The 24,325-nt window shown below is 63.1% G+C and carries 24 protein-coding genes and 1 pseudogene; 9 read left to right on the forward strand and 16 right to left on the reverse strand.

Annotated features, from left to right (window positions below):
- Positions 1 to 11 precede the first annotated feature (11 nt).
- Positions 12 to 863 carry an SDR family oxidoreductase gene (locus tag FY036_RS07450; protein ID WP_235897576.1) on the reverse strand — a complete coding sequence of 284 codons (852 nt, stop codon included), beginning with the start codon at positions 861 to 863 and terminating at the stop codon, positions 12 to 14.
- Between the two features lie 178 nt (positions 864 to 1,041).
- On the opposite strand from FY036_RS07450, the gene FY036_RS07455 reads away from it, so the two are divergent.
- Genes FY036_RS07455 through FY036_RS07470 form a run of 4 tightly spaced genes read left to right on the forward strand, consistent with a single transcriptional unit; the run spans position 1,042 to position 3,912 of the window.
- Positions 1,042 to 2,235 (forward strand): lipid-transfer protein, encoded by a 1,194-nt coding sequence (locus tag FY036_RS07455; protein ID WP_148914092.1) that lies wholly within the window; start codon positions 1,042 to 1,044, stop codon positions 2,233 to 2,235.
- Positions 2,228 to 2,665, forward strand: a complete 438-nt coding sequence (locus FY036_RS07460; protein WP_148914093.1) for a MaoC family dehydratase N-terminal domain-containing protein — start codon at positions 2,228 to 2,230, stop codon at positions 2,663 to 2,665. Before FY036_RS07455 ends, FY036_RS07460 begins: the two co-directional genes overlap by 8 nt.
- Entirely contained in the window at positions 2,662 to 3,072 is a 411-nt protein-coding gene (locus FY036_RS07465; RefSeq protein ID WP_148914094.1) for a MaoC family dehydratase, read from the forward strand. The genes FY036_RS07460 and FY036_RS07465 overlap by 4 nt, the downstream gene beginning before the upstream one ends.
- A 12-nt stretch (positions 3,073 to 3,084) precedes the next feature.
- Positions 3,085 to 3,912, forward strand: coding sequence for an SDR family NAD(P)-dependent oxidoreductase (locus FY036_RS07470; protein WP_148914095.1), 828 nt, complete (start codon positions 3,085 to 3,087; stop codon positions 3,910 to 3,912).
- A 4-nt stretch (positions 3,913 to 3,916) separates the two neighbouring features.
- Here the strand turns inward: FY036_RS07470 and FY036_RS07475 are convergent, their stop codons facing one another.
- The 7 genes from FY036_RS07475 to FY036_RS07505 form a co-directional block, all read right to left on the reverse strand.
- Positions 3,917 to 4,309 carry a nuclear transport factor 2 family protein gene (locus FY036_RS07475; protein ID WP_148914096.1) on the reverse strand — a complete coding sequence of 131 codons (393 nt, stop codon included), beginning with the start codon at positions 4,307 to 4,309 and terminating at the stop codon, positions 3,917 to 3,919.
- A 24-nt stretch (positions 4,310 to 4,333) separates the two neighbouring features.
- Entirely contained in the window at positions 4,334 to 6,199 is a 1,866-nt protein-coding gene (locus FY036_RS07480) for an AMP-dependent synthetase/ligase (RefSeq protein WP_148914097.1), read from the reverse strand.
- 16 nt (positions 6,200 to 6,215) lie between these two features.
- Complete coding sequence (locus FY036_RS07485) at positions 6,216 to 6,989, reverse strand: ABC transporter ATP-binding protein (protein WP_148914098.1); 774 nt, start codon at positions 6,987 to 6,989, stop codon at positions 6,216 to 6,218.
- A 5-nt stretch (positions 6,990 to 6,994) separates the two neighbouring features.
- The gene (locus FY036_RS07490) at positions 6,995 to 7,753 is read right to left on the reverse strand and encodes an ABC transporter ATP-binding protein (protein ID WP_407941139.1); all 759 of its coding nucleotides are present in this window, start codon (positions 7,751 to 7,753) and stop codon (positions 6,995 to 6,997) included.
- Positions 7,750 to 8,820, reverse strand: coding sequence for a branched-chain amino acid ABC transporter permease (locus FY036_RS07495; protein ID WP_148914099.1), 1,071 nt, complete (start codon positions 8,818 to 8,820; stop codon positions 7,750 to 7,752). Before FY036_RS07495 ends, FY036_RS07490 begins: the two co-directional genes overlap by 4 nt.
- Before the next feature lie 2 nt (positions 8,821 to 8,822).
- Positions 8,823 to 9,701 carry a branched-chain amino acid ABC transporter permease gene (locus FY036_RS07500; RefSeq protein ID WP_148914100.1) on the reverse strand — a complete coding sequence of 293 codons (879 nt, stop codon included), beginning with the start codon at positions 9,699 to 9,701 and terminating at the stop codon, positions 8,823 to 8,825.
- Positions 9,702 to 9,783: 82 nt separating this feature from the next.
- A complete protein-coding gene (locus tag FY036_RS07505) occupies positions 9,784 to 10,953 on the reverse strand; it encodes an ABC transporter substrate-binding protein (RefSeq protein ID WP_148914101.1) in 1,170 nt (389 codons plus the stop codon).
- A gap of 148 nt (positions 10,954 to 11,101) precedes the next feature.
- On the opposite strand from FY036_RS07505, the gene FY036_RS07510 reads away from it, so the two are divergent.
- Positions 11,102 to 11,743, forward strand: coding sequence for a TetR/AcrR family transcriptional regulator (locus FY036_RS07510; protein ID WP_161601110.1), 642 nt, complete (start codon positions 11,102 to 11,104; stop codon positions 11,741 to 11,743).
- Positions 11,744 to 13,282: 1,539 nt separating this feature from the next.
- Here the strand turns inward: FY036_RS07510 and FY036_RS07520 are convergent.
- The gene (locus FY036_RS07520; RefSeq protein ID WP_148914235.1) at positions 13,283 to 14,473 is read right to left on the reverse strand and encodes a DUF1173 domain-containing protein; all 1,191 of its coding nucleotides are present in this window, start codon (positions 14,471 to 14,473) and stop codon (positions 13,283 to 13,285) included.
- 346 nt (positions 14,474 to 14,819) lie between these two features.
- On the opposite strand from FY036_RS07520, the gene FY036_RS07525 reads away from it, so the two are divergent.
- A complete protein-coding gene (locus FY036_RS07525; protein ID WP_148914104.1) occupies positions 14,820 to 15,725 on the forward strand; it encodes a DUF3991 and toprim domain-containing protein in 906 nt (301 codons plus the stop codon).
- Between the two features lie 29 nt (positions 15,726 to 15,754).
- Here FY036_RS07525 and FY036_RS07530 read toward each other — a convergent pair whose 3' ends face one another.
- Both FY036_RS07530 and FY036_RS07535 read right to left on the reverse strand, forming a co-directional pair.
- Positions 15,755 to 16,078, reverse strand: a complete 324-nt coding sequence (locus FY036_RS07530; protein WP_148914105.1) for a type II toxin-antitoxin system RelE/ParE family toxin — start codon at positions 16,076 to 16,078, stop codon at positions 15,755 to 15,757.
- A 2-nt stretch (positions 16,079 to 16,080) separates the two neighbouring features.
- Positions 16,081 to 16,353 (reverse strand): type II toxin-antitoxin system Phd/YefM family antitoxin, encoded by a 273-nt coding sequence (locus tag FY036_RS07535; protein ID WP_148914106.1) that lies wholly within the window; start codon positions 16,351 to 16,353, stop codon positions 16,081 to 16,083.
- Between the two features lie 249 nt (positions 16,354 to 16,602).
- Here FY036_RS07535 and FY036_RS07540 point away from each other — a divergent pair, with 249 nt between their 5' ends.
- Positions 16,603 to 16,839 carry a DUF6117 family protein gene (locus FY036_RS07540; protein ID WP_148914107.1) on the forward strand — a complete coding sequence of 79 codons (237 nt, stop codon included), beginning with the start codon at positions 16,603 to 16,605 and terminating at the stop codon, positions 16,837 to 16,839.
- 214 nt (positions 16,840 to 17,053) lie between these two features.
- On the opposite strand, the gene FY036_RS07545 is transcribed toward FY036_RS07540, so the two are convergent.
- The 5 genes and pseudogenes from FY036_RS07545 to FY036_RS07565 form a co-directional block, all read right to left on the reverse strand.
- Positions 17,054 to 18,405, reverse strand: a protein-coding gene (locus tag FY036_RS07545) for an IS3 family transposase (RefSeq protein WP_148914108.1) whose coding sequence is annotated in 2 segments (ribosomal slippage) — positions 17,054 to 18,069 and positions 18,069 to 18,405 — 1,353 coding nt in all. Because the reading frame shifts where the segments join, the coding sequence is not laid out codon by codon here.
- 46 nt (positions 18,406 to 18,451) lie between these two features.
- Positions 18,452 to 18,793 (reverse strand): TniQ family protein, encoded by a 342-nt coding sequence (locus FY036_RS07550; RefSeq protein ID WP_235897577.1) that lies wholly within the window; start codon positions 18,791 to 18,793, stop codon positions 18,452 to 18,454.
- A complete protein-coding gene (locus tag FY036_RS07555; protein WP_148914109.1) occupies positions 18,790 to 19,671 on the reverse strand; it encodes a TniB family NTP-binding protein in 882 nt (293 codons plus the stop codon). The genes FY036_RS07550 and FY036_RS07555 overlap by 4 nt, the downstream gene beginning before the upstream one ends.
- A gap of 12 nt (positions 19,672 to 19,683) precedes the next feature.
- Positions 19,684 to 21,297, reverse strand: a complete 1,614-nt coding sequence (locus tag FY036_RS07560) for a Mu transposase C-terminal domain-containing protein (RefSeq protein WP_148914110.1) — start codon at positions 21,295 to 21,297, stop codon at positions 19,684 to 19,686.
- A gap of 160 nt (positions 21,298 to 21,457) precedes the next feature.
- Positions 21,458 to 21,637, reverse strand: a pseudogene (locus tag FY036_RS07565) (IS21 family transposase); the annotation flags it as partial.
- Positions 21,638 to 22,056: 419 nt separating this feature from the next.
- On the opposite strand from FY036_RS07565, the gene FY036_RS07570 reads away from it, so the two are divergent.
- Together FY036_RS07570 and FY036_RS07575 are read left to right on the forward strand one after the other, a co-directional pair.
- Complete coding sequence (locus FY036_RS07570; RefSeq protein ID WP_148914236.1) at positions 22,057 to 23,286, forward strand: MHYT domain-containing protein; 1,230 nt, start codon at positions 22,057 to 22,059, stop codon at positions 23,284 to 23,286.
- A gap of 172 nt (positions 23,287 to 23,458) precedes the next feature.
- Positions 23,459 to 24,322 carry an FAD binding domain-containing protein gene (locus FY036_RS07575; RefSeq protein ID WP_148914111.1) on the forward strand — a complete coding sequence of 288 codons (864 nt, stop codon included), beginning with the start codon at positions 23,459 to 23,461 and terminating at the stop codon, positions 24,320 to 24,322.
- Positions 24,323 to 24,325: the final 3 nt, after the last annotated feature.

A 24,325-nucleotide genomic window follows, 5' to 3' on the forward strand; every position in this document is an offset into this window, starting at 1 on the left:
CCCAGTATCGGTCAGCGGCCGCCGCGCGGATTGGCGGCCAGGAAATCGGCCCCGTTGCGGTTGAAAAAGCCGGAGCCGGGCAGTCCCTGCCCACCATCCACCCACAGCGAGGTTCCCGTTATGTAGGACGCCAGCGGCGAGGCGAGGAAGGTGGCGGCATGGCCGATCTCTTCGACCACGCCCATGCGGCGCAAGGGTATGTGGTCGAGGAAGCTCTGCCGGCCGGCCTCGTCGCTGATGCGGTGAAGCCCTTCCGTGTCCTCGACGAGGCCGGGGATGATGCTGTTGCAGCGTATTCCGTAAGGCCCCCATTCCAGGGCGAGGTTCTTCATCAGCATTTCCACGCCGGCCTTGGCGGCACCGACATGGGCCTGGTAGGCGTGCGCCACATGCGCCATCGGGGCGGTGATGAAAATGATCGAACCGCGCGAGCGGACGAGTTGGTCGAAAGCCAGCCGAGCCGCGTTGAACGAGCCGTAGAGGTCGATGTCCATCACCGTGCGGAAGCCGTTGGGAGAGAGCTGATCGGCCGGCGCGAGAAAATTCCCCGCAGCGCCGCAGACGAGTACGTCGATGTCCCCGATGGTCTCTCGCGCCGCCTCGAAGGCGGCCTGCATCTCGTCGGGCTGACGTACGTCCGCGGCCTTGGCGACGACTCTCGCGCCCAGTCCACCCAGTTCTTGCGCGGCGCGGTCAAGCCTTTCCTGCGTGCGGCCGCAAATGGCGATGTCCGCTCCGAGCCGCGCGAACGCCCGGGCGATGCCGAGGTTGATGCCGCTACCGCCTCCGGTCACGAACACCCGCTTGCCCGCGAAAAGCGTCGTCGGAAATACGCCGTCGCCAACCATCACATGCTCGTTCATCTATCGATCCAGTTCGCTTGCCAACCTCTGAGTCCGACAAAGCATACATCACATCCTACTCATGGGTAAAATAAAATTTATAAGGTAAATTTCCTGCGCCTCCCGCTTGACGTTGCCGGAATCACTCCGATACGTTACCCGAAAGTAAATATGGAGACTTTGGGTCAGGGAGGTGGCGATGGGCAGGGTTTACGTGGCGGGCGTGGGCATGATCCCCTTCGTCAAGCCTGGCACAAGCGCGGATTATCCGGACATGGGCGCTGAGGCTGTCCGGCTTGCCCTGGCGGATGCGCGGCTGGGCTATCAGGACGTGCAGCAGGCCTATGCCGGCTATGTCTACGGCGACTCCACCAGCGGCCAGCGCGCGCTCTATCAGGTGGGCGTGACGGGCATACCCGTCGTCAACGTCAACAACAACTGCTCGACCGGCTCCTCCGCCCTCTATCTCGCGCGGCAGGCGGTCGCGTCCGGCGCGGTCGACTGCGCCATCGCCTTCGGCTTCGAGCAGATGGCGCCGGGCGCGCTTCAGGCGGTCTATTCCGACCGGCCGAATCCGCTCGGCCGCTTCCTCGACATCGCCGACGCCGTCGACCCCGAGGCCAGCGCGGCACCCATGGCGATCAGGCTGTTCGGCGGGGCAGGTGCGGAGTACCAGGCGCGCTACGGCGCGAAGGACGAGACGTTCGCGAAGATCACCCGGAAGGCGCGGCGGCATGCCGAGCACAACGAGCGGGCGATCTTCCGCGCGCCCGTGACGGTGGAGGAGGTGCTTGCCTCGCAGAAGATGATCGGCCCGCTGACCCGCCTGCAATGCTGTCCGCCCACCTGCGGCGCGGCCGCCGCGATCCTCGTCTCGGAGGATTTTGCGAGGAAGCGCGGGCTCGACCGCAGCGTCCTGATACGCGGTCAGGCGATGACCACCGACTTCGCCTCCACCTTCGAGGACAACAGCATGATGAAGGTGGTGGGGTTCGACCTGACCGCCGCCGCCGCGGCGCAGATTTACGCCGAAGCAGGGCTCGGCGCGGACGATGTCGACGTGGTCGAGCTGCACGACTGCTTCACCGCCAACGAGATCATCTCCTACGAGGGGCTCGGCCTCACGCCCGCGGGCACGGCCGAACGCTTCGTCGAGGACGGCGACAACACCTATGGCGGCCGCGTGGTGACGAACCCCTCGGGCGGCCTGCTCGCCAAGGGCCATCCGCTCGGCGCGACCGGGCTGGCGCAGTGCGCCGAGCTCGTCTGGCAGCTTCGCGGGCAGGCCGGCCCGCGTCAGGTCGAGGGCGCGCGCATCGCGCTCCAGCACAATCTCGGCCTCGGCGGCGCCTGCGTGGTGACACTCTACGAGCGCGAGGCCGGCCATGGTTGACCGCTCCGCCATCGGCCGCAGTTTCGAGCCGACCTTCGCTTCCGTCGAGCCCGGCAGGCTGCGCTTCTTCCTTCAGACGATCGGTGAGGAAAATCCCGCTATCATAGAGGACGGAACGCCGAAAACTATCCCGCCGACCTACCTGTTCTGCCTTGAGATGATGGATGCGCCGGACCCGTTCGTGTTCCTCAAAGAGCTTGATATCGACCTTGGTCGCGTGCTGCACGGTGACCAGAGTTTCGAGTATCACGCCCCGGTCGGGATCGGCGACCGGCTGACCTATCGCTCGCGGGTGGGCGACGTGTTCGACAAGAAGGGCGGCGCGCTCACCTTCGTCATCCAGTCCACCGAGGTCGAGAACCAGCGCGGCGAGAAGGTCGCCTCGATGCGCCGCACCATCGTGGTGCGCAACGGGGAGGGGACGCAATGAGTGGTATTGCGAGCGCCGAGATCGGAGCGCAGGTCCTGTCGAGGACGTTTCCGGCGATCACCCGCCATCGGCTGGCGCTCTACTGCGGCGCTTCCGGCGACCACAACCCCATCCATGTCGACATCGACTTCGCCAAGGCCTCCGGCTTTCCCGACGTCTTCGCGCACGGAATGCTCGCTATGGCCTGGCTCGGCCAGGCGATCACCGACGCCGTATCGCCAGAGAGGCTGCGCTCATTCTCGGCGCGGTTCGTGGCCATCACCCAACTCGGCGCGGAACTCACCTGCACGGGAACGCTGGCGGAGGTGACGGAGCGCAATGGCGAACGGGTCGCCTTCCTGGAATTGAGGGCCGTCGACCAGAATGGCGACGTCAAGCTGGCCGGCGAAGCGGTCGTGGCGATCTGAGGGAGGAAACCGATGGGAAAGCTCGAAGAAAAGACGGCACTGGTCTCCGGCTCCGGTCGTGGCATCGGTCGCGCCATCGCGCTCAAGCTCGCGGCCGAAGGCGCGAGCGTGGTCGTCAACGATCTGGATGAAGCACCGGGCGATGCGGTCGCCCGCGAGATCCGGGAGGCGGGCGGCCGTGCCATCGCCGTCAACGGCGACGTGACGGCGGGCGATTTCGGCGACCGCTTCGTCGGCGCAGCGCTTTCGGAGTTCGGCGGCGTGGACATCATCGTCAACAATGCCGGCTACACATGGGACGCAACCGTCGGCAAGGCGAGCGACGAGCAGTTCCAGGCCATGCTCGACGTGCATGTGCTCGCGCCGTTCCGCATCCTGCGGGCGGCGTCGGAGCCGATCCGCATCGCCGCGAAGAAGGAGGCGGCCGAAGGCCGCGAGGTGTTCCGCAAGGTGGTCAACATCTCGTCGATCGCCGGGCTCTACGGCAATTTCGGACAGGTCGCCTATTCCTCGGCCAAGGCGGCGCTGGTCGGCATGACGCGCACGCTCGCAAAGGAATGGGGCCGTCACAAGGTCAACGTCAATTGCGTGGCGTTCGGCTATGTCGAGACGCGCCTGACGCAGCCGATCCAGACCGAGCAGCAGACCATCGACGTCGGAGGGCGGGAGATCAAGGTTGGTGTTCAGGAAAACCTGATCCAGACGATGCGCCAGCTCATCCCGCTCGGCCGCGGCGCCACGCCGGAAGAGGGCGCCGACGCGGTGTTCCTGTTCTGCAGCCCGGAATCGAATTATATCAGCGGCCAGATCGTCGTCGCCGGCGGCGGGCTGATCCTGTAGCGGCTCAGGCTTCGCCGCGTCTCAACTCCGCGCCCATCAGGGCAACCAGCGTGTTCAGAGCCCTGATCGGCCGCACCATGACCTTGAACGAGACGACTTGGCCGTCACCGTTCCAGCGGATGATGTCGACGCCGTTGACGTGGATGTCGCCCAGCATCGCCTCGAACTCCAGCACGGCGGAGCCGTCGCCGTGCCATTCCTCGACATAGCGGAAGGTCGGACTGTTGAGCACGGCGAAGGCAGCGCGCAGATACTTCGCCACCAGCGCCTTGCCCGCTTGCGGCGCATGCACGGCCGGCGACTGGAAGACGGCGTGCTCGGCGAGGGCCGCTTCGAAGCCGCTGAGGTCGTTCGTCTCGATGGCGTGATGCCACAGCCTGACCGGATTCGGGTCCATGCGATCCCTTCCTGACTCGGATCGCTAACGATACATCTCCTCAATCAAGGTTGCGAACTTCTGGTGCACGAACTTGCGCTTGAGCTTCATCGTCGGGGTGATTTCCTCGTCCTCGGGCGTCAGTACCCGGTCGATGATGCGGAACTGCTTGATCTGCTCGACCCGCGCGAAGAGGGCGTTGACGCGCTCCACTTCCTCTCCGATCAGCTTCACGATCTCGGAGGCTCGCGTCAGGCTGGCGAAGTTCGAGAAGGGGACGTTCTTCTCCTGCGCGAACTTGGCCACGTTCTCGTGGTCGATCATGATCAGGCAGGTGAGATACGGCTTCGCGTCGCCGATGACGACCGCATCTGTGATGTAGGCACTGAACTTCAGCTGGTTCTCGATCTCCGATGGCGTGATGTTCTTGCCGCCGGCGGTGATGATGATGTCCTTCAGCCGGTCGACGATCTTGAGCATGCCGTGCTCGTCGAAGCGGCCGACATCGCCCGTATGCAGCCAGCCTCCGGCCTTGGCCTCCTCGGTCTTGTCGCGCTTGTTCAGATATTCGAGGAAGACGTTGTCGCCGCGCGCGACGATCTCGCCCTCCTCCGACAGCCTCACCTCGCAGCCGGGGATCGCCTTCCCGACCACGCCCGGCCTCGGATACTCCTTCGGCGTCACGGTAAGGAAACAGGTCGATTCGGTCTGCCCGTAGGCTTCCTGCATCCTCAAGCCCAGCGCGCGGAACCAGCGGATCAGGTCGGGTGAGATCGGAGCCGCGCCCGTGAGCAGGCTGTGGGCGCGCGACAGCCCCATCATGCGCTTCAAATTGCGCAGGATCAGCCTTTCGCCGACCGCGAAGACGAGCCGGTCGGCGAAGGCCGGCTGCCGGCCCCCTTCCGCGGCGAGTACGCGGCGCTGTCCCGCTGCAAGGACGGTTGCATGGAGCCAGCGTTGCAGCGGCACGCCGTCCTTGAGCGCGACCGTCACCTGGCTTGACAGCTTCTCCCAGATGCGCGGCACCGCAAGCACGAAATGAGGCTGCACCTCGCGCAGGTTCTCGGGAACCGTCTCCATGCTCTCGGCGAAGTAGACGACATTGCCGCACATGATCGACAGGTAGGAGCCGACGATGCGCTCGGCCATGTGGCAAAGCGGCAGGAAGGACAGCAGCGCATCCCCTTCCGGCCTGTCGAAGCACTGGCGCACGCTGTAGCAGATGAAGGTGAGGCTGCGATGGGTGACCAGCGCGCCCTTTGCCGGGCCGGTCGTGCCGGAGGTGTAGACGATGATCGCCGGATCGTCGGGCGACTGCCTGGCCGCCGCCTCGTGCCACGCGCCCGGGTGCGCTGCGGCGTGCGACCGGCCAAGGTCGAGAAGAGCTTCCATGCCCATGACCGCCGGATCGGAGAAATGCGACAGGCCCTTCATGTCGAGGACGACGATCCTGATCAGGTCGGGGCAGCGCTCGCGGCCGAGCAGCACCTTGTCGAGCTGCTCCTCGTCCTCGACGAAGACGACACGCGTGCGCGAGTCCCTCAGGAGATACTCGGCCTGGGCCGGTGCGTCGGTGGTGTAGATGCCGCTGCACACGCCGCCCATGCCGAGCGTGCCCATGTCGACCGCGACCCAGTCCACACAGTTCTGCGCCAGCACGCTGACGACGTCGCCTTTCGCGAGACCGAGCGCCATCAGCGCATGGCCTATCGTGGCGGCGCGCTCGGCATAGCTCCGCCAGGTGACTTGCTCCCACAGGCCGAGCCGTTTTTCGAACAGGGCCGGACGGTCGCCTGATTTGTGCGCGCGGGCGAGGAACAGGTCCGAAAAATTGCGGATGAAGGGCGGCGTCTCCTTCCACGAAAGATCGTCGAAGTCTGTTTGCTTGGTGGCCGGGGTCGTCGCCGTCATCGTTTCCGCCATGCCTTCAGTGCCACATCTTCTTGCGTTTCCAGCGCCGCTCGCCGCGCACGCCTTCGTTGGAGAGGCCGAGGTAGAATTCCTTCACGTCGGCATTGTCCATCAATTCGGTCGTCGGGCCTTCCAGAACGATGCGCCCCACTTCCAGCACGTATCCGAGATGGGCCGTCGAAAGCGCCAGCTTCGCGTTCTGCTCGACAAGCAGGATCGTCGTGCCGAAACGCTCGTTGATCTCGCGTATGATCTCGAAGATCTGCCTGGTCAGCATCGGCGAGAGGCCCAGCGACGGCTCGTCCATCAAAAGCAGCTTCGGCCGGCTCATCATCGCGCGACAGATCGCTAGCATCTGCTGCTGGCCGCCCGACAGGAGCCCGGCCGGTAGCCCGGCGCGCTCGCGCAGGATGGGGAAGCGGTCGAGCCAATCCTCGATGTCCTGCTCGATGTGCGTACGGTCGGCGCGCAGATAGGCGCCCATGAGGATGTTCTCCCGCACCGTCATGAACGGGAAAATCTCACGCCCCTCGGGGACGTGCGAGATTCCGAGGCCGACGATGTCGGCGGCCTCGACGCCGGCGAGCGGCTTGTCGGCGAAGGTGATCGCACCCTTGCGCGGTCTCATAACTCCGCTGATGGTCTTGAGGATCGTCGACTTTCCGGCCCCGTTGGAGCCGAGAATGGTGACGATCGCCCCTTCCGGCACGGCGAGGCTGACGCCGCGCACGGCCATGATGCGACCGTAATAGGTCTCGACGTTCGACAAGGTCAGGAGCGGCTGGGTCATCGTCTTCAATCCCCGAGGTAGGCGCGCACCACCTGCGGATCGGACACCACCGCGTCCGGCGCGCCGAGCGCGATTATGCGCCCCGATTCCATTGCCAGCACGCGGTCCGAGACCCGCCGCACCAGCGACATGTCGTGCTCGACCATGATGATCGTCACGCCGAGATCGTCGCGGATGTCGCGGATCCAGTGAACCATATCGTCCGTCTCTTCCGGATTGAGGCCGGAGGACGGTTCGTCGAGCAGCAGCAGTTTCGGTTCAAGCGCAAGTGCCCGGCCGATTTCGACCACCTTGCGGATACCGTATGCCAGCGAGCCGATCGTCGCCTCGCGATGGTGCTCCAGTTCCAGGAACTCGATGATCTCCTCCACCTTGCGCCGGAACGTTTCTTCCTGGCGTTGCACGACCGGCAGGAAGAGCATGTCGGCGAGAAGGTTGGTCCGGCTCCTGATGTGGCAGCCGACCAGCAGGTTGTCGATCACGGAGGCGTGGTCGAACAGCTCGATGTTCTGGAAGGTGCGGGCGATGCCCATGCGGGCGATCGCCTGAGGCGGAACGCGGGTGATCGGCCGGCCGTCAAAGACGATCTCCCCGCCGGTCGGATTGTAGATGCGGCTGACAAGATTGAAGATTGTCGTCTTGCCGGCCCCGTTCGGACCGATGATGGTGAATATTTCGCCCGGCTCGACGGCGAAGGAAATGCTGTCCACGGCCTTGATGCCGCCAAACGAAACCGACAGCTCGCGCGCCTCCAGCAGCATCACCAGCGCTCCGATTTGGCGAAGCCCCGCTGGCGAGCGAACATGCCTTTGCGGTAAAGCGGCATCAGCCGGAAATATCCCGTGATCTTCTCGACGAGCCCGTTGATGCCGCGCGGCTCGAACAGCATGACGAGGACGAGCAGCAGGCCGAAGGCCATCGGCCGCAACGCCGGCTGGCTGCCGCCGGGCAGCATCCTCTCGATCTCGGCGATCAGCTCGGGCATCGCGACCAAGAAGGCCGCGCCGAAGACCACGCCGCGCAGCGAGCCGATGCCGCCGATCAGGATCATCAGCAGCAGCTCGATGGACAGATGCAGCGTGAACTGTTCGGGGCTGATAAAGCTGAGCTTGTGCGCCATCAACGCGCCGGCGATGCCGGTGAAGAAGGCTGACAGCGCAAAGGCCTTGGTCTTCACCTGCGCGACCTCGACGCCGATCGACTGCGCGGCGATGTCGCTGTCGCGCACGGCCGCCATTGCGCGGCCTGTCGGCGAGCGCAGGATGTTGGCGGCGAACCACAGCGAAGCGATGCAAAGCGCGAGGCAAAGGAAGTAGAACGGCACGTCGCGACTCAACACATAGCCGAACGCCTCGATGCGCGGCACCGACGCACCCGAGTTGCCGCCGGTGACGAAGGTCCAGCGCGCGGCGACCTCTTCCACGATGAAGCCGATCGCCATGGTCGCCATAGCGAGATAGAGGCCCTTCAGCCGCAGGGCGGGCAGGCCGAGCACCGCGCCGACAACGCCCGTCAGCAGGGCGGCGGCCGGCAGGGCGAGCGCGAAATGCAGGCCCTGTTTCTCCAGGAAGACACAGGCATAGGCTCCGATCGCCAGGAACGCCGCCTGGCCGAGCGACAAGAGCCCGGTGTAGCCCAGGAGTATCTGATAGCCGATGCCCGCGATGGCGAAGATCAGGATGAAGGTGAGCTGGGAGACAAGATGGACGCCGAGGAACAGCGGAGCAACCAGTGCGAGAGCCAGCCAGACGAGATACCAGCCATATTGCGGCAGTCCCTCCTTGAAGAGCCGGGTATCCTGTCGGTAGCTGGTGCGCAGAACGTATCGCATGGCTACACCCGCTTGTGGATCGTCTCGCCGAACAGACCCTCGGGCCGGATGGTGAGAACGACAAGAACGAGGATATAGGCGGCGACTTCGCTGAACCCTGCCGGCAGGTAGAAGCCGGCAAGGCTCTCGCATACGCCGAGAAGGATGCCGCCGACGATCGCGCCAGGCAGGCTGGAGAAGCCGCCGATGATGGCCGCCGGGATCGCCTTCAGGCCCAGCACGCCCATATTGACGTGGATGAAGGCGATCGGGGCGAGAAGCAGGCCGGCGACCGCCGTGATCGCGCCGGCGAGCAGCCAGGCGAGTGTGGAGACCGAGCGGGTGCGCACGCCCATATAGGTCGCCGCAAGCTGGCTCTGCGACACCGCCTGCATGGCAAGCCCCATGCGCGTGCGTTTGAAGAAGACGAAGAAGCCGGTGACGATCAGCGCCGTCGCCACGATCACCGCCGCATGGTCGGCCGAGATGACGATCGGACCAAGCCGTACCACCGAGCCGCTCAGCGGCGTGAAGATGCGCACGGTCTCGGACGACCATTCCGGCACCATGAGCGCGGCGGCGCGAAGGCAGAAGCCGAGGCCGATCGTCACCACGAGGATCGCGAAGGCCGGCTCGCCGACCATGGGCCGCAGGAAGACGCGCTCGAGCATCGCCGCCAGGAGCGCGGTCGCCGAGATGGCGATGATTGCCGCCAGCCACAGTGGCAGGGACCAGATGACGATGAAGGTGAAGCCGAGAAATGCGCCGATCATCATCAACTCGCCGATGGCGAAGTTGACCGTCTCGGTGGCCTTGTAGATCAGCACGAAGCCGAGGGCGATCAGCGCATAGACGCATCCGATCGAAACGCCGGAAATAACCTGTTGCAGGAACTGAACCACCTTCGCCGCCTGTCAGTTGATTGCACGTGGAGCGGAACAAAAAAGGCGGGGCCGCGGAACGCCGTCCGCGGCCCCGGGAGGATCAGTCAATTTCCTTGATCATGGCCCAGGCGCCGTCCTTGACCTGCATGGCGAAGTTCTTGGTTGAACCCAGACGCCGCTCGGCGGTGAATGTCATCCGGCCCCAGCCCTTGCCGACGTCGAAATCCTTCACCTGCTCCATTCCGGCCACGAAGCTCTCGACGGTCAGGTCGGGGCCGGCGTTGCGCGCGCCTTCGGCGAACAGCAGCATCCCCGCCAGGCTGACGAGGAAGTAGTCGTCGGGATTGCGGTCCTGCCCGCTCTGCTGCTTGTATCTTTCGACGGCGGCCGCAATCTTCTCGTCGTCGAGGACGAGCGAAATCGGCAGCGACGGCGTGAAGGCGTACAGCCCCTCGACAGCCGCGCCGCCGAGTGCGATCACGGCGTTCGACACGGCACCCTGCGGCGCGAAAAGCGGCACGTCCCAGCCGATCTTCTCCCGTTCGAGCGCCGCGCCGGCGGTTTCCCTGACGATCGTACCGAGCATCACGGCGTCGCAATCGGCCGCCTTCATGCGGGCGAACTGGGCGCTGTAGTCGGTCGCGCCCCGCTTGTAGCTGGTCTTCTCGACGAGAGAGAGTCCGAGTTCGCCCAGCTTCCTTTCGACGCCGGCGAGCGACTGCTCGCCGCTTTCGTCGTCCTGATACATCATGCAGAACTTGCGCAGGCCGAGCTCGTCATGGGCGTAGCTTGTCGCGGCCTCCATCTGAAGGTCATAGCCGGTCACGAGCCCGAAGGAGAGCTCCTGAGGCGGATCGTAGACGACATGCGTCGGAGCGGCGGGAAACAGCATAGGCACGCCCTGCTCGGTGGTGATCGGCAGGGCAACCTGGGTGATCGCCGAGCCCAGGAGGCCGATGATCCCGAATGCCTCGTCGCTGTTGATCAGCTTCTGGACGGCGAGGATCGCGCGTCTCGTGTCGTATCCGTTGTCCTCGACGAGGACGCGGACCTTGCGTCCGTGTATGCCTCCCGCTTCATTGATCATCTCTGCGGCGATCTCGAAACCGGCCTTCATCGGCACGCCGATCGAAGCGACCGGGCCGGTGAGATCGACCGAGCTGCCGAGCAGGATTTCCGTATCGGTGACGCCCCGTGTCTGGGCCATGGCGGTTCCCGCGCCGGCCAGCAGGGCCGATGCGAAAGCGAGAGTGCAAATGCTGGGTTTCATGAGGTCCTCCCTGACTTCAATGAAGGTGTCCTACCATACTTAATGTCGACTTACTAGCGGGTAAATTCAGCTTCTCCGGGACTATGATTTCGCGTTGGGTTGGTGTAGGTTCCAGATGGCGGGCCAACGGATTCTCAAGGAAAGCGCAGTGCAGCAATCGATCATGACGGCGCGGGCCTCCCCGTTTCCTTCGGCGGAAGACAAGGACCGCGAGCGGCAGATGAAGCGTGAGGCCGTCATGCGGACGGCTGCGTCGATGTTCTGCGAGCGAGGCTACACGGCCACGCAGATGAGCGACGTCGCCAGCGAGCTGGGCGTCACCAAGCCGACGATCTACTACTATTTCAAGAACAAGGAGGATGTACTCGTCGCCTGCTTCGAGGCCGGCTTCGAGATGATCCAGGCGACGTTAAACAGAGAGGGCGAGGCGGCGAAGACCGGCGCGGAACGTCTACGCGACGTGCTGGTCGCTTATTCGGAGATTCTGACCCAAGACTATGGCAAATGCACCGCGCGCATCTCGACTGCGGATTTGTCGGAGGAAAGCCGCGAGCGCGTCAGCCAGCAGAAACGGCGCTTCGATAACCAGGTGCGATCGTTGTTCTGCGATGCGGTCGAGGACGGCTCGATACCACCCTGCGACATCAAGATCGCCACCTTCACTGTTTTGAGCAGTCTCAACGGCATTGGACGTTGGTACAAGCCTGACGGAGACCTTTCACCTGATCAGGTTGCGCAGGCGGTTGTCGACCAGTTGTTCAAGGGAATAGCCTGGCCTGAGCACAATTGAGGCGTAGCTGTGCCGATCCACCCTCAAGGGGTTGCCGGGCGTCGCAAAGATGGCGAGAAAAGATCGACATCCAGAGATGAATAGTTCGTCCTCTGGTTGATGGCAAGATGAAGCGGTATCTGCGAGATCCCGACTCACGAACACGAAAAGCGCACAGCACCGAGGTGTCGTAAATTGTCTCTCCGCAAAGCGGACGAAGATGCAACACAGCGCTTTCACGGTGACCAGCGCAGCTGTGAACGGGCCGCCAGCGAGGCCATAATCGGCCATCTGCAGGATTGGCCTTCTCGTCCTTGTGATGGCGATGATGACCTTGGAGTCCTTCATGCCTGACAGATGCTGGGCGGCGTCCCCCATGCGGACGGCGATGTTGAGTTCAGGCACCACCATGTTGCAGATTTGGCCCACACGCTATCTATACGGGACAAGGTTGGCTCACCGCACATTTGCGAATGGTCGATAGAGATCGCCGATTTCGCGTCAGATCTCTTACTCGACTTTCACGCAGACCTTCTGGAAGGAGGCTGGGATCTCGAATGAGAGGTTGTTCCCGCTATCCCCCTCCCTCCTGATCTGGACGAAAGAAGGCGCGTTCCGGGAAGGCGAGCCCGTAACTTCATGACTGACACGGTCATGACCCTCGAGCGGCGATCCTCCGCGCTCGCACTGATCCACTAATCCGCTGATACGGCGACGCACATGCTTCCCGCTTCTTGTGACGCATGAGCACCGCCGGCAGTCGACGCTTCCAGCGCTGACCTCTCGGTAGATCCGCGACAGCTAGCCTGTGCAACCGGCAGCGTCGTCGTATCCGTCGCGATCCTCCCTCGGCCGGTTCGGCCCGAACCGCGGCGCTGTCCTTTTCGGTGTCGGACTTGGTCACATCAAAATCGTACTTTGCTTGGACGATCGTCTCAGCACCATGTGACTGAGCGTCCTGTTCCTCCGTGTTCGATGATGCGTCTTTCGGAGTATACCGCCCCGGCAATTGCGCACGCTGATCGGGCGCCTCCGGCGAAAAAGCGGCGTCCTTCGCAAACGCCGCCAGATCGGTGCCGGCCCAGATCGGACGCTTCCCCACCAGGCCACCACGTCTCTTCTTGACCTCCACCACGAACGGTCGGGTCTGCCGCTTCATTTGCTTTCTCTTGATGAAAACCGGATTGTTGCAAGGCTCGGCATCGCATGTAGCGCTACGGACCGCTATCGTCCACCCGCTAGGGGTTCTGTACCCAGCTTGTTGCGCCGACGTGCGAGCCATATCTCGACAGGCTCTCCAAGGCTTCCATTGTCGAATTCGCCGATGTCGCCGGCGAAGCCTACACCCGCCGAAACGACAAGCAAGCAAAGCCCGTCATCGAACCGGGGCACCGGACAAAGCCGCAGCACGTTCAGCTTCAAATCGCGATATCCCTCGTCCCTCGCCATTGTGACTCGCTCAATCTTTTCTCTTGAGCTGTCCAACGACTATTTTGAATCGGTCCAGCCTTACCGATTCACCGTGCTGATGGACCGCGAACGCCAGATCTTCTGTTGCCGTTACGGCAAAAGCGGAATGTCGCCATCTCCGACCCGCCAGACCCAGGCGCCGATCTCCGGTCGCGCGGCGATCATCTCCTCAAGCGCAGCCTCGTATTTCTCACCAGCGCCGACCGGCACAATGTAGAGCGCCACAGGGCTCGGCCTATGCTGGAAAAGTGCATTCGCGATCGGCTGATCGGCCGGGAGATTGTAGCGCAGGCCCTTCACGCTCTTCTCGCTCACCTTCGCAAGCGCATCGACCAGCTTCTTTTCATGGATCGTCTCATAGGGAACCCAGTTTTCACCCACGACCATCAAGGCGGTCTCCTCGATGATCGCCAAACCGGCCGGATTCAGACCGAACGTCGCGATCGCCATCAGATGAGATCGATCATCCGCCTCCCACAGCGAAATTTCCTTCTCACACCGGGATAGAATGCGACGGTGCAGGACATCGTCCACCATGAACGGAAAACCCGGCATGTGCTTCACCACCAGCTTGTGGCCGGTGCGCGCGGGATCGAACGATTTAACCTCCCCGACGAGAACCATCAACCGCCTCGACCCCGTCTTCGGCGGGATAGCCGGCAAGAGCGCCTCCATGCGCCGCTTCTCGATCGCCTCCTTCTTTTCCTTCCGAAATGCCTCCGGCACGTAGAGGATTTCGGCCAAGGAGCTTCCCTTGACGATCATCTGCTTCGCGGCCTCGCCAATATGCCACTGCACGTTCCACCAGTGCCGCTTGCCGGCCCAACGCGACGTCCAGACCGTCAACTCGGCTTCGTGCCAGAGATAGTGGAGAAGCCCTAGCAGCGAGAGCCTCTTCGTCTCGCCTGCTACACTGTTCGACCCCGGTCCGGTCTGAGCTGCCGCCGCACGGCTTCCGGTCTTCGACAGGCTGAAATCCAGCTTGAGTGCCGCCATCCCGCTTTGCGAGTCGAGCTGGATCGCACTTCCCAGCAATGCGCCGAGACCGGAAAGTTCGTATGGTGATTCAAAAGACTCGCATGAAGGGTCGTGCTCGCCGCCGCTGAGCGGCATGCGCTTGACGATGTAGTGGTCGCCGATTTTGGCGATGTACATCCGCGACCCAGGTTTGCTGCACAGGCACAGCGGTCGTACCTTGCGCCGATAGGCATCGGCTAGCGCTTCCCCCAAGCCTACACCGTCCTCCTCGAAATCGCTCTTCCCAATCCTGAACCGCCGCATCGCCTCCATCGCTCCGAGGTCCGCCACCTCCGCACATGCATTGATTCACGAAATTTCCTCAACAGCAACCCGAGAGGAGGCGATCCGCGCATCAGGCAGGGGAACAGCAGGTCCGGGGTTCAAGCGAACCGGCTGTGCGGCCGGTGCCGCTTGCGCCTGGCCGGACGCAAGGGAAGCTTCGCCGCGGCCGCGGCCGCTTCCGCGAGTTCTCGCGGGATCGCGCCCGCGCCCTTGCCTCCGGCCGGCTTCGCGCCCGGCGGGGTGGCGTTCCGCCACGAGCGGAAGAAGCAACCCCAGGCGAGGAAAGGCGCAGGACCGCCCACGAGGCGGTCCTGCGAAAAAGAGAATGGAAAGAAGGGAAATTGAAGAGCTGCGGGAGAAGGTCTCCTGCGAAGCCTTGCTCGATGATGACGGGTGGGCGATCGACGTAAAGGAAAGCACCCGCGGGGCGGTCAAGTACAGGCGCGGCGAGGGCGAGATTATCATCGTCATTCACGGCGGCCGCGGCTGGTTCGATCCGCTGTCGGCCGAGGACAAGGGCGACGTGTTCGACCTTGCTCGAAGGCTCGGTACCGCGAGCTTTGCGGAGGCACTGGACCGCGTGGGCAATCTCGTCGGATACGTTCCGGCGCAGAAACCCCATGTCCAGGAGCGGCCGAAGGCTTCCCCGGCATCAGTCGAGGTCCGCTGGGGCGGCCGTGCAAGGCCCTGGCCGGGATCGGCGTCCTGGCGGTATCTTTCGCGCCAGCGTGCCATACCGGACGCGGTGATCACCGCTGCTGTCCGCCAGGGCCTTTTACGCGAGGGACCCTATGGCAGCATGTGGGCAGCGCACATGACGGCCACGAACCTTGTCGTCGGATGGGAAGAGCGCGGGCCGAACTGGCGTGGTTTCGCGACCGGCGGCGACAAGGAGCTGTTCCGGCTGGGGCCGGCCAATCCTGGCCGCCTATGTATCACCGAAGCAGCGATCGACGCGATGAGCCTTGCCACCTTTGAAGACCTCAGGTTGGATACGGCCTATGTCAGCACCGCCGGTGGATGGGCGCCCGCGACCCAGGCGGCGATCCGCGACTATGCGCGCATCCAGGGCATTCTGCTTGTCGCCGCCACGGACAACAACCGCCAGGGCGACGTCTACGCCAGACGCATCACGGCGATCGGGGAGGAACTGGGGTGCGCACACGAGCGCCTTTCGCCACGCGGCGATGACTGGAACGAGGATCTGCGCGCATCACTTCAGGCTGCCTGAGGCATGGCGGGCGCTGGCGGGAGATCCGGTCAGCGCAGGAGACGCCGTTCGAGGAAGCTTTGCATGTCGCGCCTCCCATCGACGACACAGTACACGACGATGTTCCTCCCCAAGACCCGGTAGATGATGCGGAAGGGCTTGTAGTGGACCTCGCGATAATCGGTGATTCCGAGGCTCGCCAGTTCCTTCGGAACGTTGCCGCGTTCAGGCATGTCGACGAGCCGGCCACAGGCATCATCGAGCCCAGTGAGCACCTGGTCGGCTCGGGCGACCGACTCCCGCTGGGCGATGAAACGAAAGATGTCCTCGATATCGCGTTCGGCATCCTCGGCCAGGAGCACGCGATAGGCCATGCTCAGCGCTTCACGCGCTCGCGAATCCGCTTGAAGGCCTCGCCCGCCGGTCTGACCTTGCCGGCCTCGACTTGCGCATTGGTCAGCGCCAGCGCCTTGAGCAGAGCCAGTGTCTCCTGCGTTTCCTCGTAGCGCGCAACGTCCTGCAGTATCGCCCTCGCCTCGCCGTGCAGGGTGATGACGACCGGCTCGTGACCGTCCGCCAGTCCGCGGATGATCTCCGGTGCGTGGGCCTTGAGGTAGCTGATGGGTCTGACGCGTTCGGTAAGTTTCATCGGGCGCTCCTTTTGACCAGAATATAGACTGACAACAGGTCGATTGGAAGTAGCAGGGAGTTGAGCTTGGCTGCCGCATGCGCCGTCGACGCGTCAAGGGATGCTTCGCCCGCTTCGCGGCCCTTGACCCGCCGCCCGCGAGGCGGCCGCTCGAAGGGCATCTTCATCACCTGAGGGAAGGAAAACCCCGGCCGGACATGAGCGAGGCGAGGGGCCGCCTTTCCTCCGGTTCCCTTAAGGAGAAATGCCATGAGCATTCCCGATCATGCGAGCGCGAATTTCAGGACGATGCTGCGCGCCGCCGAAAATGATGACCTCGCACTTCTCGAGTGCTCCGACGCGATCACCGGACAGCCCCGCTACGTCATCTGCACCGTTTCCTTCGACGGCGAGGAGTACCTGTTCACCCCATTCGGGCACCTCGCCGATGGAAATCCCTACGAAGCCTACGTTCCACCGGATGCGCCGACGCGCGCCGACGAATGACGACGAACGCCGGTCGGGATCACCCGCACCCACCAACCGTTCACCCGGCCCCGAGCCGGGCTTTCCTCTTCTTGACCTGGAGCACCGCCATGCTCGGCAAGACCGCACTCACCGCTGTCCATCCTCCCGTTCCAACTGCGTGTCCGTCGTCAGGGATTTTGGGACAAATGGCGCGGTGAGCTAACGGAGGCTCTGGCCCATCAGGATTGTCATTTTAGGCTGCTGCCTGCCGGTGCAGCAAGCGGCGATGCCTGATTGTTTCGCGTTTGATCCTTTCCCTTTCCAGCATGATGGTATGGCCACGCCCGAAGTAGACGTCGGCCGGTGTGAGATTACCGAGGCTCTCGTGATAGCGGCTGTGATTGTAGTGCTCGACAAAGGCCGCAATCTGCTGCTCGAGATCGCCCGGCAGGAAGTAGTTCTCGAGCAGGATGCGGTTCTTGAGCGTCTGATGCCAGCGCTCGATCTTACCCTGCGTCTGGGGATGAGCGGGCGATCCGCGCGTGTGCTCCATGCCCTGGCCGGATAGCCAGGCAGCCAGGTCCGAAGACACATAGGAGGGGCCGTTGTCGGACAACAGCCGCGGCCGCTGCACCACCCTGGCGCTGTCGCAGCCGGAAGCCTGCAGCGCCATAGTCAGCGTATCGGTGACATCGTCGGCCTTCATCGTGGTGCACAGCTTCCAGGCGATGATGTAGCGGGAGAAGTCGTCGAGCACGGTGGACAGATAGAACCACCCCCAGCCGATGACCTTCAAATAGGTGAAGTCGGTCTGCCAGAGCTGGTTCGGCGCTGTCGTCTTGTCGTGGAACTCGTCGCCCGCCTTGATGACGATGAAGGCAGGGCTGGTGATCAGGTCATGAGCCTTGAGCAGGCGATAGACCGAGGATTCCGAGACGAAGTAGCCCTTGGTGTCGGTGAAGGTGACCGCCAGCTCCCGAGGCGACAGCTCCGGCTCGTTCAGCGCCAGCTCTATGATCTGGTCCCGAACCTCATCGGGGACACGGTTCCAGACCCGCGTCGGTCGAGGCTTGCGGTCCTCCAGCGCATCGGCGCCACCGGTGAGGAATCGGTCATACCAGCGATTGAAGGTCGAACGCGGAATGCCGATCTTCTGCAGCGTGCGACGCGCCGAAAGGTGCGACTGCTCGACCAGCCGGATGATCTCCAGCTTCTCGGATGCGGAGTATCTCATTCGTCGTCTCCCCCATCCGCGATCATGCTTTTTTTGAGAATCCGAAGCTCCAGCGCCTGTTCGGCGACGACCTCCTTGAGGTCGCGGGTCTCCTTGCGCAGCGTCTTCACCTCGTCGCTGGTCGCGGCACGCGCCGTATCGCCGGCAAGCCGCTTCTTGCCAGCTTCCAGGAATTCCTTCGACCAAGTGTAATAGAGGCTCTCGGCGATCCCCTCGCGCCGGCACAGCGCAGCAATACTCTCCTCGCCGCGCAAGCCTTCCAGCACGATGCGGATCTTCTCTTCCGCTCCATATTGCTTGCGGGTGGCCCGGCGGATGTCCTTGATGACCTTCTCCGCTGGCGCTTTCCCTGTCCCGGCTTTCTGTCTCATCTTCGCTCCTCTTGAAGGGCTACGATGAGCCAGAAATCCTCCTCTCTCAGTTAAGCCAATTTGGTCCCATCAGCGCTGACGCCGGACATGGGCAGACCTGCGTTGGCCGCGTGGAGATGAGCCGACGCGATGATTGCGCGACATTTGTGAAGGTCATCCGATGCACGACGGCCGGCTCGGTGGCAAACATGTTGGCTAAGCGGATTTCCTGATCATTGCACAGATGGAGATCGGCTGCTCGCATCGTGGAGGCCTCCGGCAGGCAATGCCGCAACATGACCAGCGGTGGAACTGCGTAGAAGGTTGCATGCCGGTTGATCCAGGAGGACAGGAGTTCGTCGGGGTAGGGCGGCAACCGCACAGGCAACTGCCGTGTGTGCTTCATCATGCGAATGCCGCCTCGGCGTCGAACTCAGGCTCCCAGTTCTCCACCATCTCGTCTGTGATGTGCTCGCGGCCGCTTTCGACAGCCTCGATGGCGAGAACGTTGATCATGTGGAAGATATTGGCTGTGATGCCTTCTGTGATCTGCAGCATTCGCCGCAGCGATTTCGCCGTGAGAACTGAGGGCCGACGCAGCGGCGTATTGCGCAGGATCGACGCCACCAGGTTCTCGAACTGTTCGTTCGCGGCCCACCGGCTCAGTGTGAACTGCTCGAACCGGCGCGCAAGCTGAACGTCGCCACCGATAGCCTCGCGCGCCTCGTTGACGCCGAAACAGACCAGCGAGATCTGGAGTCGGTTGCTGAGGAAGCGCAGCGTATTCAGCACGATACGCTGCTCGCGGTAGGTTCCAGCGAGGATGTTGTGCACTTCGTCGATCACCAACACCTGCACGCCGATCGCTTCCATAATCCGCAAGGCGGCCTGCTCCATCTGGGCAATGTCGGCGCGCGGCCGTTGAGGCGCGCCGAGAAGGGTGAGCAGTTCGGCGTAGAAGCGTCGCTCGCCCGGGCGGCTGGTCATCTCCATAGCCAGGACCGGTGTCTTCAGTGTGCCCGTCAGAGGATTGAAGCTCGGTGGGTGCTTGTCTCGGAACCGCTTCATGATCATGGTCTTGCCCATGCCACTGTCCCCGTAGATCGCGACCGAGGGCATGCGCGTGCCTCGCGGATGATCAAGGAGCGCACTCAGCCGGTCGAGCGCTTGCTTGGCGCGTGGGTAGAGCACCCAGCGGCGTGACCGTATGGCTCTGATACGGCGTTCATCGCTTTCGGAAAGGAGCGCGACAGCTCCAGCGGTGAGATGGGAGATTTCGTCGTTCATTTTTACTCCAGCTCAATCTGCATCCTCAACAAAGGGTACAGGTTTGCTGGAATCGACACCGCGGAGCGAGCCCCATCCCCGATCATCCACCTTCGATTTTGAAGAAGTTGTCCCGCGTCGTGCCGCTGCCGTCTTCCTGGTGGCCGTCTCGAGCAATTCCCGCTGTGCGATGGCGGTGCGGACAATTGCGCGGGTGTCGACTTCACGGCGGCCTTTCGCCAGCAGGGTGCGTCGCGCGGTCACCGCCTCGTGCAGGGTGATCGAAGGCAACGTCAAGTCGGCATAGCGGGCTTCCACGAAGTTTCCTGAAGGCCGTCGAACGAAGATACGCGCCATGTCGCGTGGATCGAATTTGACAAGCAGGCGCCGGTCGGAACGCCCGACGTCTGCGCTGAGTGCCGCCGACCAGTAGCGCAGGCCGAACAAATGAACGCCGGTCGGCCGTAGTGTTCGCTCCTGTTCGGGCAGGAAGGTGAGCCAGAAGCGCATTCGATCTTGTGGCAGTCGAAGTGGAATCTCACCCTCATGGTCTCGCCAGACGGCAATCGGCGGGCGGCCCAGTCCACCATGGATCGAATGATGATAGGAGCCGACGATGTCGAGTGCGATATACCTCTCGAGTTCATGCAGTGTCAGTGCCGCGTGCCGCTTCGAGTCGTAGTCTCCCAGGTCCTGTTCGTTGCTGAACGTGGTCCCTGGGAGCAGGTGCAGCCTTCCCATCTGTGTGCCGATCAGGCGCTCGATGTGACCGCCGAAGCGGGGCTCACCCGGTGGCCGCCACTCAATGGCGATGCCGGCGTCTTGGCATCCGCGCTTGAACGCCCGGCTGCGGAAGTCGGCGCCGTTGTCGACATGCACCGTGTCCGGCAGCCCGGCAACGGGCCAAGGCTCAGTGATCTCGCGTTCTCTCAACCATGCCGATTTGTCGAAGACGGAGTGCAACAGGCACAGACTGGTCGACAGCCGGGACGGCGCGTCCATGGTGAGATAGAAACCGGTGACCATCCGGCTGCACACATCCATCGCCAGGGTCAGCCACGGTCGACCGACCGGCTGCCGGGTCTCCTCGTCAACAACGAAGACGTCGGCCTTCGTATGGTCGATCTGGACCATCTCCAGGGGGCGGGAGGCACCGAACGTCCCGGGAACGGGCGTTGTCGCCTTGACGATCTTCTGTTCGCCGCGTCGCCTGGCACGCTGTTGCAGGTCGATGTCCTCAAGGCGAGCCACTATCGTCCGGCGATGCGGTGGCTTGAACCCCGCCGATATGCAGTTCGTCTGCACATCGCGGACCAGCTGCGAAACCGTCGGCCGGGTCCGCTTCAGGTAATATGCTTTGATCGTGGTGAGGATTATCTCTTCCCGCTTATCGTCCAGTACGCGGTGCCCCTGTGGTCGCCCACGTTTACGATCGACCAGAGACAGGATGGTCCCGCCGGCGCGGAACAGCTTGATCAACCGGTATGCTGTCGCCTGACTAAGATTGAGCGCAGCCGCGAGTTCCGCCACATCTCCGGCCGTTGCGCCGTCAGGATTGCGCTCCAGAAAGCTGCGGATCGCATCCCCCCGTCGGCACGCTTCATCCCAAAGTACGTCCTCAATCTCGTCTGGAAGTGGATCGCTCATAGCAGGCTCGCGAGGAAAACCATCGCAAACCTCATTCTCACATTAAGTGACAAAGTCCAAGTTGGATTATCAAATTAAATGCCCATTCTCAAATTAACTGCTCGGGCAACATGCTGAAATCGTTGACGTCCGATTCGCATAATTAAATGGAAAGCGACACATGGATATGGCCGTCCACCCAGGCCTCGGCCACAGCCGCAGGATAGGCGCGAACATAGCAGGCGTCGCTATGCGGCAGATCGAGCACGAAGAAGTGCGCCTTCTGCTCCACGCCGCCGATGACCACCATAGCCTCGCCAAAGTCGGCCTGTGCGTGCCCGGCCGGGTGCGCCAGCGGCACGAGGTGGCCGGATTTTACGCCGCCCGCAGCAGGACTATCCCGCCGCTACCGTGGTCTAGTTTTCCACCGCCGTTCTCACCTGCCGCAGCTTGCCCGGCCTCAGCGGCCGACACGCGATTGAAGACAATGGTTCTTCCCATGGTGCCGTCGAAGCGACTGTCGCGATGGAAGACCGGACCGACTACCGCCGTATCCGCGGCGGTTCGTACGTCGACGTTGTGGCACATGGCGTTGGCTCGAGATCACAACTTCCTTCGGGCGCGCGCCGCCGCGAGGAAATCTCTTCTTTCGTTGGCTATGACAGCGCGCATCGCCGGGGCCTTCAGGCTGCGCATTGTCAATCCACACGAACCACATGTAAAATACCCGGCAGGGAGAGAGCGCGCGGCCGGGAGGACGTCTCGCGCGCCGGTACCGATATGTTTGTAGGGCACAACCCCTACCTGATCGCGCTCTCGGTGGTGATCGCGATCGCGGGAGGATATACTGGCTTCGGTCTGGCCGCGCGAGTTCGCACCGCGCAGGGCGTGAATCGTCGCAAACTTCTTGCCTGGGCCGCCGGCTTTCTGGCGATCGGCATATGGACGATGCATTTCGTCGGCATGCTTGCCGCGCCGATCCCCGATGACACCACCTACCTCGTGCTTCCGACAATCATATCGTTCCTGATCTGCGCATTGGTGGTCGGCATTTCGCTTTTTTTCGTCAGCATAGGTGAGCCCTCCGAAGGACGAGTGACTGTCTCAGCGCTGCTTTTAGGCGTGGGCATCGTCTCGATGCACTATGTCGGAATACACGGATTGGCTGGCGCGTTTCATATCGAGCACCAGCACTCCATGATCATGCTTGCAGCCCTGATCGCGGTTGGAACGGCCTATGGAGGGCTCCGCATCTTCCTGGCGCGGCAGGTCGGAACCCGACTGGCGTTGAGCGCTGTTGCCTTCGGCATCGCTGTCTCCGGCATGCACTACACCGCAATGTACGGGATGCGTTTTCAACCGGCACTGGAGCTGGCTCATCATGGCGCGGACGGATTTGTCGCCTCTCCACAGGCACTCGCACTGGTGGTGTCTCTGTTGTGCTTCCTGATCGCCGCCGGCTTCCTGCTTTTCCTGATTCCGGAATCGCGCCCGCACGATGGTCTGGCGCTTTCGGGAGCGATTCCCGCGGCTCCAGGGCAGGACGCAGCCACCGCGATCGCCGTAGAAGACGCCGCCTCTGACCACGATACGACAATCCCGTTGCGCCGCAGGCCACTGCCCCTCGCCGGACTGGGCCAGCCGCGGCCCGTGCCTTCGCCACGCATACCCCTTGAAGGCGCCGACGGAGTACACTTCATCGACATGGCGGATATCAGGAGCGTGACGGCCAATACCCACTACTCGATGGTCCATGATGGCAGCCGCGAACGCATGTCGCCCTGGTCCATTTCGGAAGCGGAAGCGAATCTCGATCCGGCCTTCTTCATGCGGGTTCACCGCAGCCACATCATTGCCATCTCGCATGTCGCTTTCGTCCGCAAGGAAGGCGAGGGAGCGGTGGTCGAACTGGATGGGCCGGTTCGGCACCTGGTTCCCGTAAGCCGTGCCAGAACAGCGGAGCTCAGAGCCCGGTTGGGCCTTACCCGTCGGAACGTCGATCCGGCATGATCGCCGACAGGTCAGGATTGCTGTCACAATTCGTGCGTGAATACCGGTGTTTAGTGCGAAAGCCCAGCATTGGTGAGACTTAGCCGTCCATCTGCTTGCCTGACATAGGATGACCGCGACAGCATCCACCCAACATCCGTGCCTGTAAGACGCAAGGATGAAGGGAGGAAGCATGATACCGGGACACTTTACCTATCATCGTCCGGCTTCGATGGCCGACGCCATCAAGCTGCTCTCGGACCTTGGCGAAGAAGCACGTCCGCTCGCGGGCGGTCACAGCCTCATCCCGATGATGAAGCTGCGGCTGGCGACACCCGAGCATCTGATCGACCTTCACGCCGTCGAGGGACTGAAAGGCATTCGCCAGGAAGGCGACAACATCGTCATCGGCGCGATGACCACACAGCACGAACTGCTTGCCTCCGACGTGATCGCATCCTCCCTGCCCATCCTGCGAGAGACGGCACTGCTTATCGCCGACCCGCAGGTGCGCTATCGCGGCACGATCGGTGGCAATGTGGCGAATGGCGATCCCGGCAACGACATGCCGGCGCTGATGATGACGCTGGGCGCAACCTATCGCCTCGAAGGACCAGACGGCGTGCGAGAGGAGGCTGCAGGCGACTTCTATCAGGGCGCCTATTTCACGTCGCTGGAGCCGGGCGAAATCCTCACCGCGGTTTCCGTGCCAGCGCAGCCTCCCGGCCATGGCTACGCGTATGAAAAACTGAAGCGCAAGATCGGCGACTATGCAACCGCCGCTGCGGCCGTCGTGCTGACCATGAGCGGCGGCAAGGTGGCCACCTGCTCGATCGGTCTCACCAACCTGTCCGAAACGCCGCTACTCGCCGAGGACGCTGCGCGGGCCGTGATCGGTACGGTACTGGACGACGCGTCCCTGAAGCGGGCGGCGGAAGCCGCCATCACGGTCATGTCGCCGGCAGGCGACGGGCGAGGTCCGGTTGAATACCGCAAACATGTCGGCGGCATCATGGTCGAGCGAGCGCTGAAACGTGCCGCGGCCAGAGCGGCCTAAGGA

The organism is Neoaquamicrobium microcysteis (genome assembly GCF_008180155.1).
GTDB lineage: Bacteria > Pseudomonadota > Alphaproteobacteria > Rhizobiales > Rhizobiaceae > Aerobium > Aerobium microcysteis.

Bases quoted from the DNA above. Each gene is read 5' to 3' on its own strand.
- FY036_RS07450 (WP_235897576.1), bottom strand. From the start codon at position 863: ATGAACGAGCATGTGATGGTTGGCGACGGCGTATTTCCGACGACGCTT.
- FY036_RS07455 (WP_148914092.1), top strand. From the start codon at position 1,042: ATGGGCAGGGTTTACGTGGCGGGCGTGGGCATGATCCCCTTCGTCAAG.
- FY036_RS07460 (WP_148914093.1), top strand. From the start codon at position 2,228: ATGGTTGACCGCTCCGCCATCGGCCGCAGTTTCGAGCCGACCTTCGCT.
- FY036_RS07465 (WP_148914094.1), top strand. From the start codon at position 2,662: ATGAGTGGTATTGCGAGCGCCGAGATCGGAGCGCAGGTCCTGTCGAGG.
- FY036_RS07470 (WP_148914095.1), top strand. From the start codon at position 3,085: ATGGGAAAGCTCGAAGAAAAGACGGCACTGGTCTCCGGCTCCGGTCGT.
- FY036_RS07475 (WP_148914096.1), bottom strand. From the start codon at position 4,309: ATGGACCCGAATCCGGTCAGGCTGTGGCATCACGCCATCGAGACGAAC.
- FY036_RS07480 (WP_148914097.1), bottom strand. From the start codon at position 6,199: ATGACGGCGACGACCCCGGCCACCAAGCAAACAGACTTCGACGATCTT.
- FY036_RS07485 (WP_148914098.1), bottom strand. From the start codon at position 6,989: ATGACCCAGCCGCTCCTGACCTTGTCGAACGTCGAGACCTATTACGGT.
- FY036_RS07495 (WP_148914099.1), bottom strand. From the start codon at position 8,820: ATGCGATACGTTCTGCGCACCAGCTACCGACAGGATACCCGGCTCTTC.
- FY036_RS07505 (WP_148914101.1), bottom strand. From the start codon at position 10,953: ATGAAACCCAGCATTTGCACTCTCGCTTTCGCATCGGCCCTGCTGGCC.
- FY036_RS07520 (WP_148914235.1), bottom strand. From the start codon at position 14,473: ATGCGGCGGTTCAGGATTGGGAAGAGCGATTTCGAGGAGGACGGTGTA.
- FY036_RS07525 (WP_148914104.1), top strand. From the start codon at position 14,820: ATGGAAAGAAGGGAAATTGAAGAGCTGCGGGAGAAGGTCTCCTGCGAA.
- FY036_RS07530 (WP_148914105.1), bottom strand. From the start codon at position 16,078: ATGGCCTATCGCGTGCTCCTGGCCGAGGATGCCGAACGCGATATCGAG.
- FY036_RS07535 (WP_148914106.1), bottom strand. From the start codon at position 16,353: ATGAAACTTACCGAACGCGTCAGACCCATCAGCTACCTCAAGGCCCAC.
- FY036_RS07540 (WP_148914107.1), top strand. From the start codon at position 16,603: ATGAGCATTCCCGATCATGCGAGCGCGAATTTCAGGACGATGCTGCGC.
- FY036_RS07550 (WP_235897577.1), bottom strand. From the start codon at position 18,793: ATGATGAAGCACACACGGCAGTTGCCTGTGCGGTTGCCGCCCTACCCC.
- FY036_RS07555 (WP_148914109.1), bottom strand. From the start codon at position 19,671: ATGAACGACGAAATCTCCCATCTCACCGCTGGAGCTGTCGCGCTCCTT.
- FY036_RS07560 (WP_148914110.1), bottom strand. From the start codon at position 21,297: ATGAGCGATCCACTTCCAGACGAGATTGAGGACGTACTTTGGGATGAA.
- FY036_RS07570 (WP_148914236.1), top strand. From the start codon at position 22,057: ATGTTTGTAGGGCACAACCCCTACCTGATCGCGCTCTCGGTGGTGATC.
- FY036_RS07575 (WP_148914111.1), top strand. From the start codon at position 23,459: ATGATACCGGGACACTTTACCTATCATCGTCCGGCTTCGATGGCCGAC.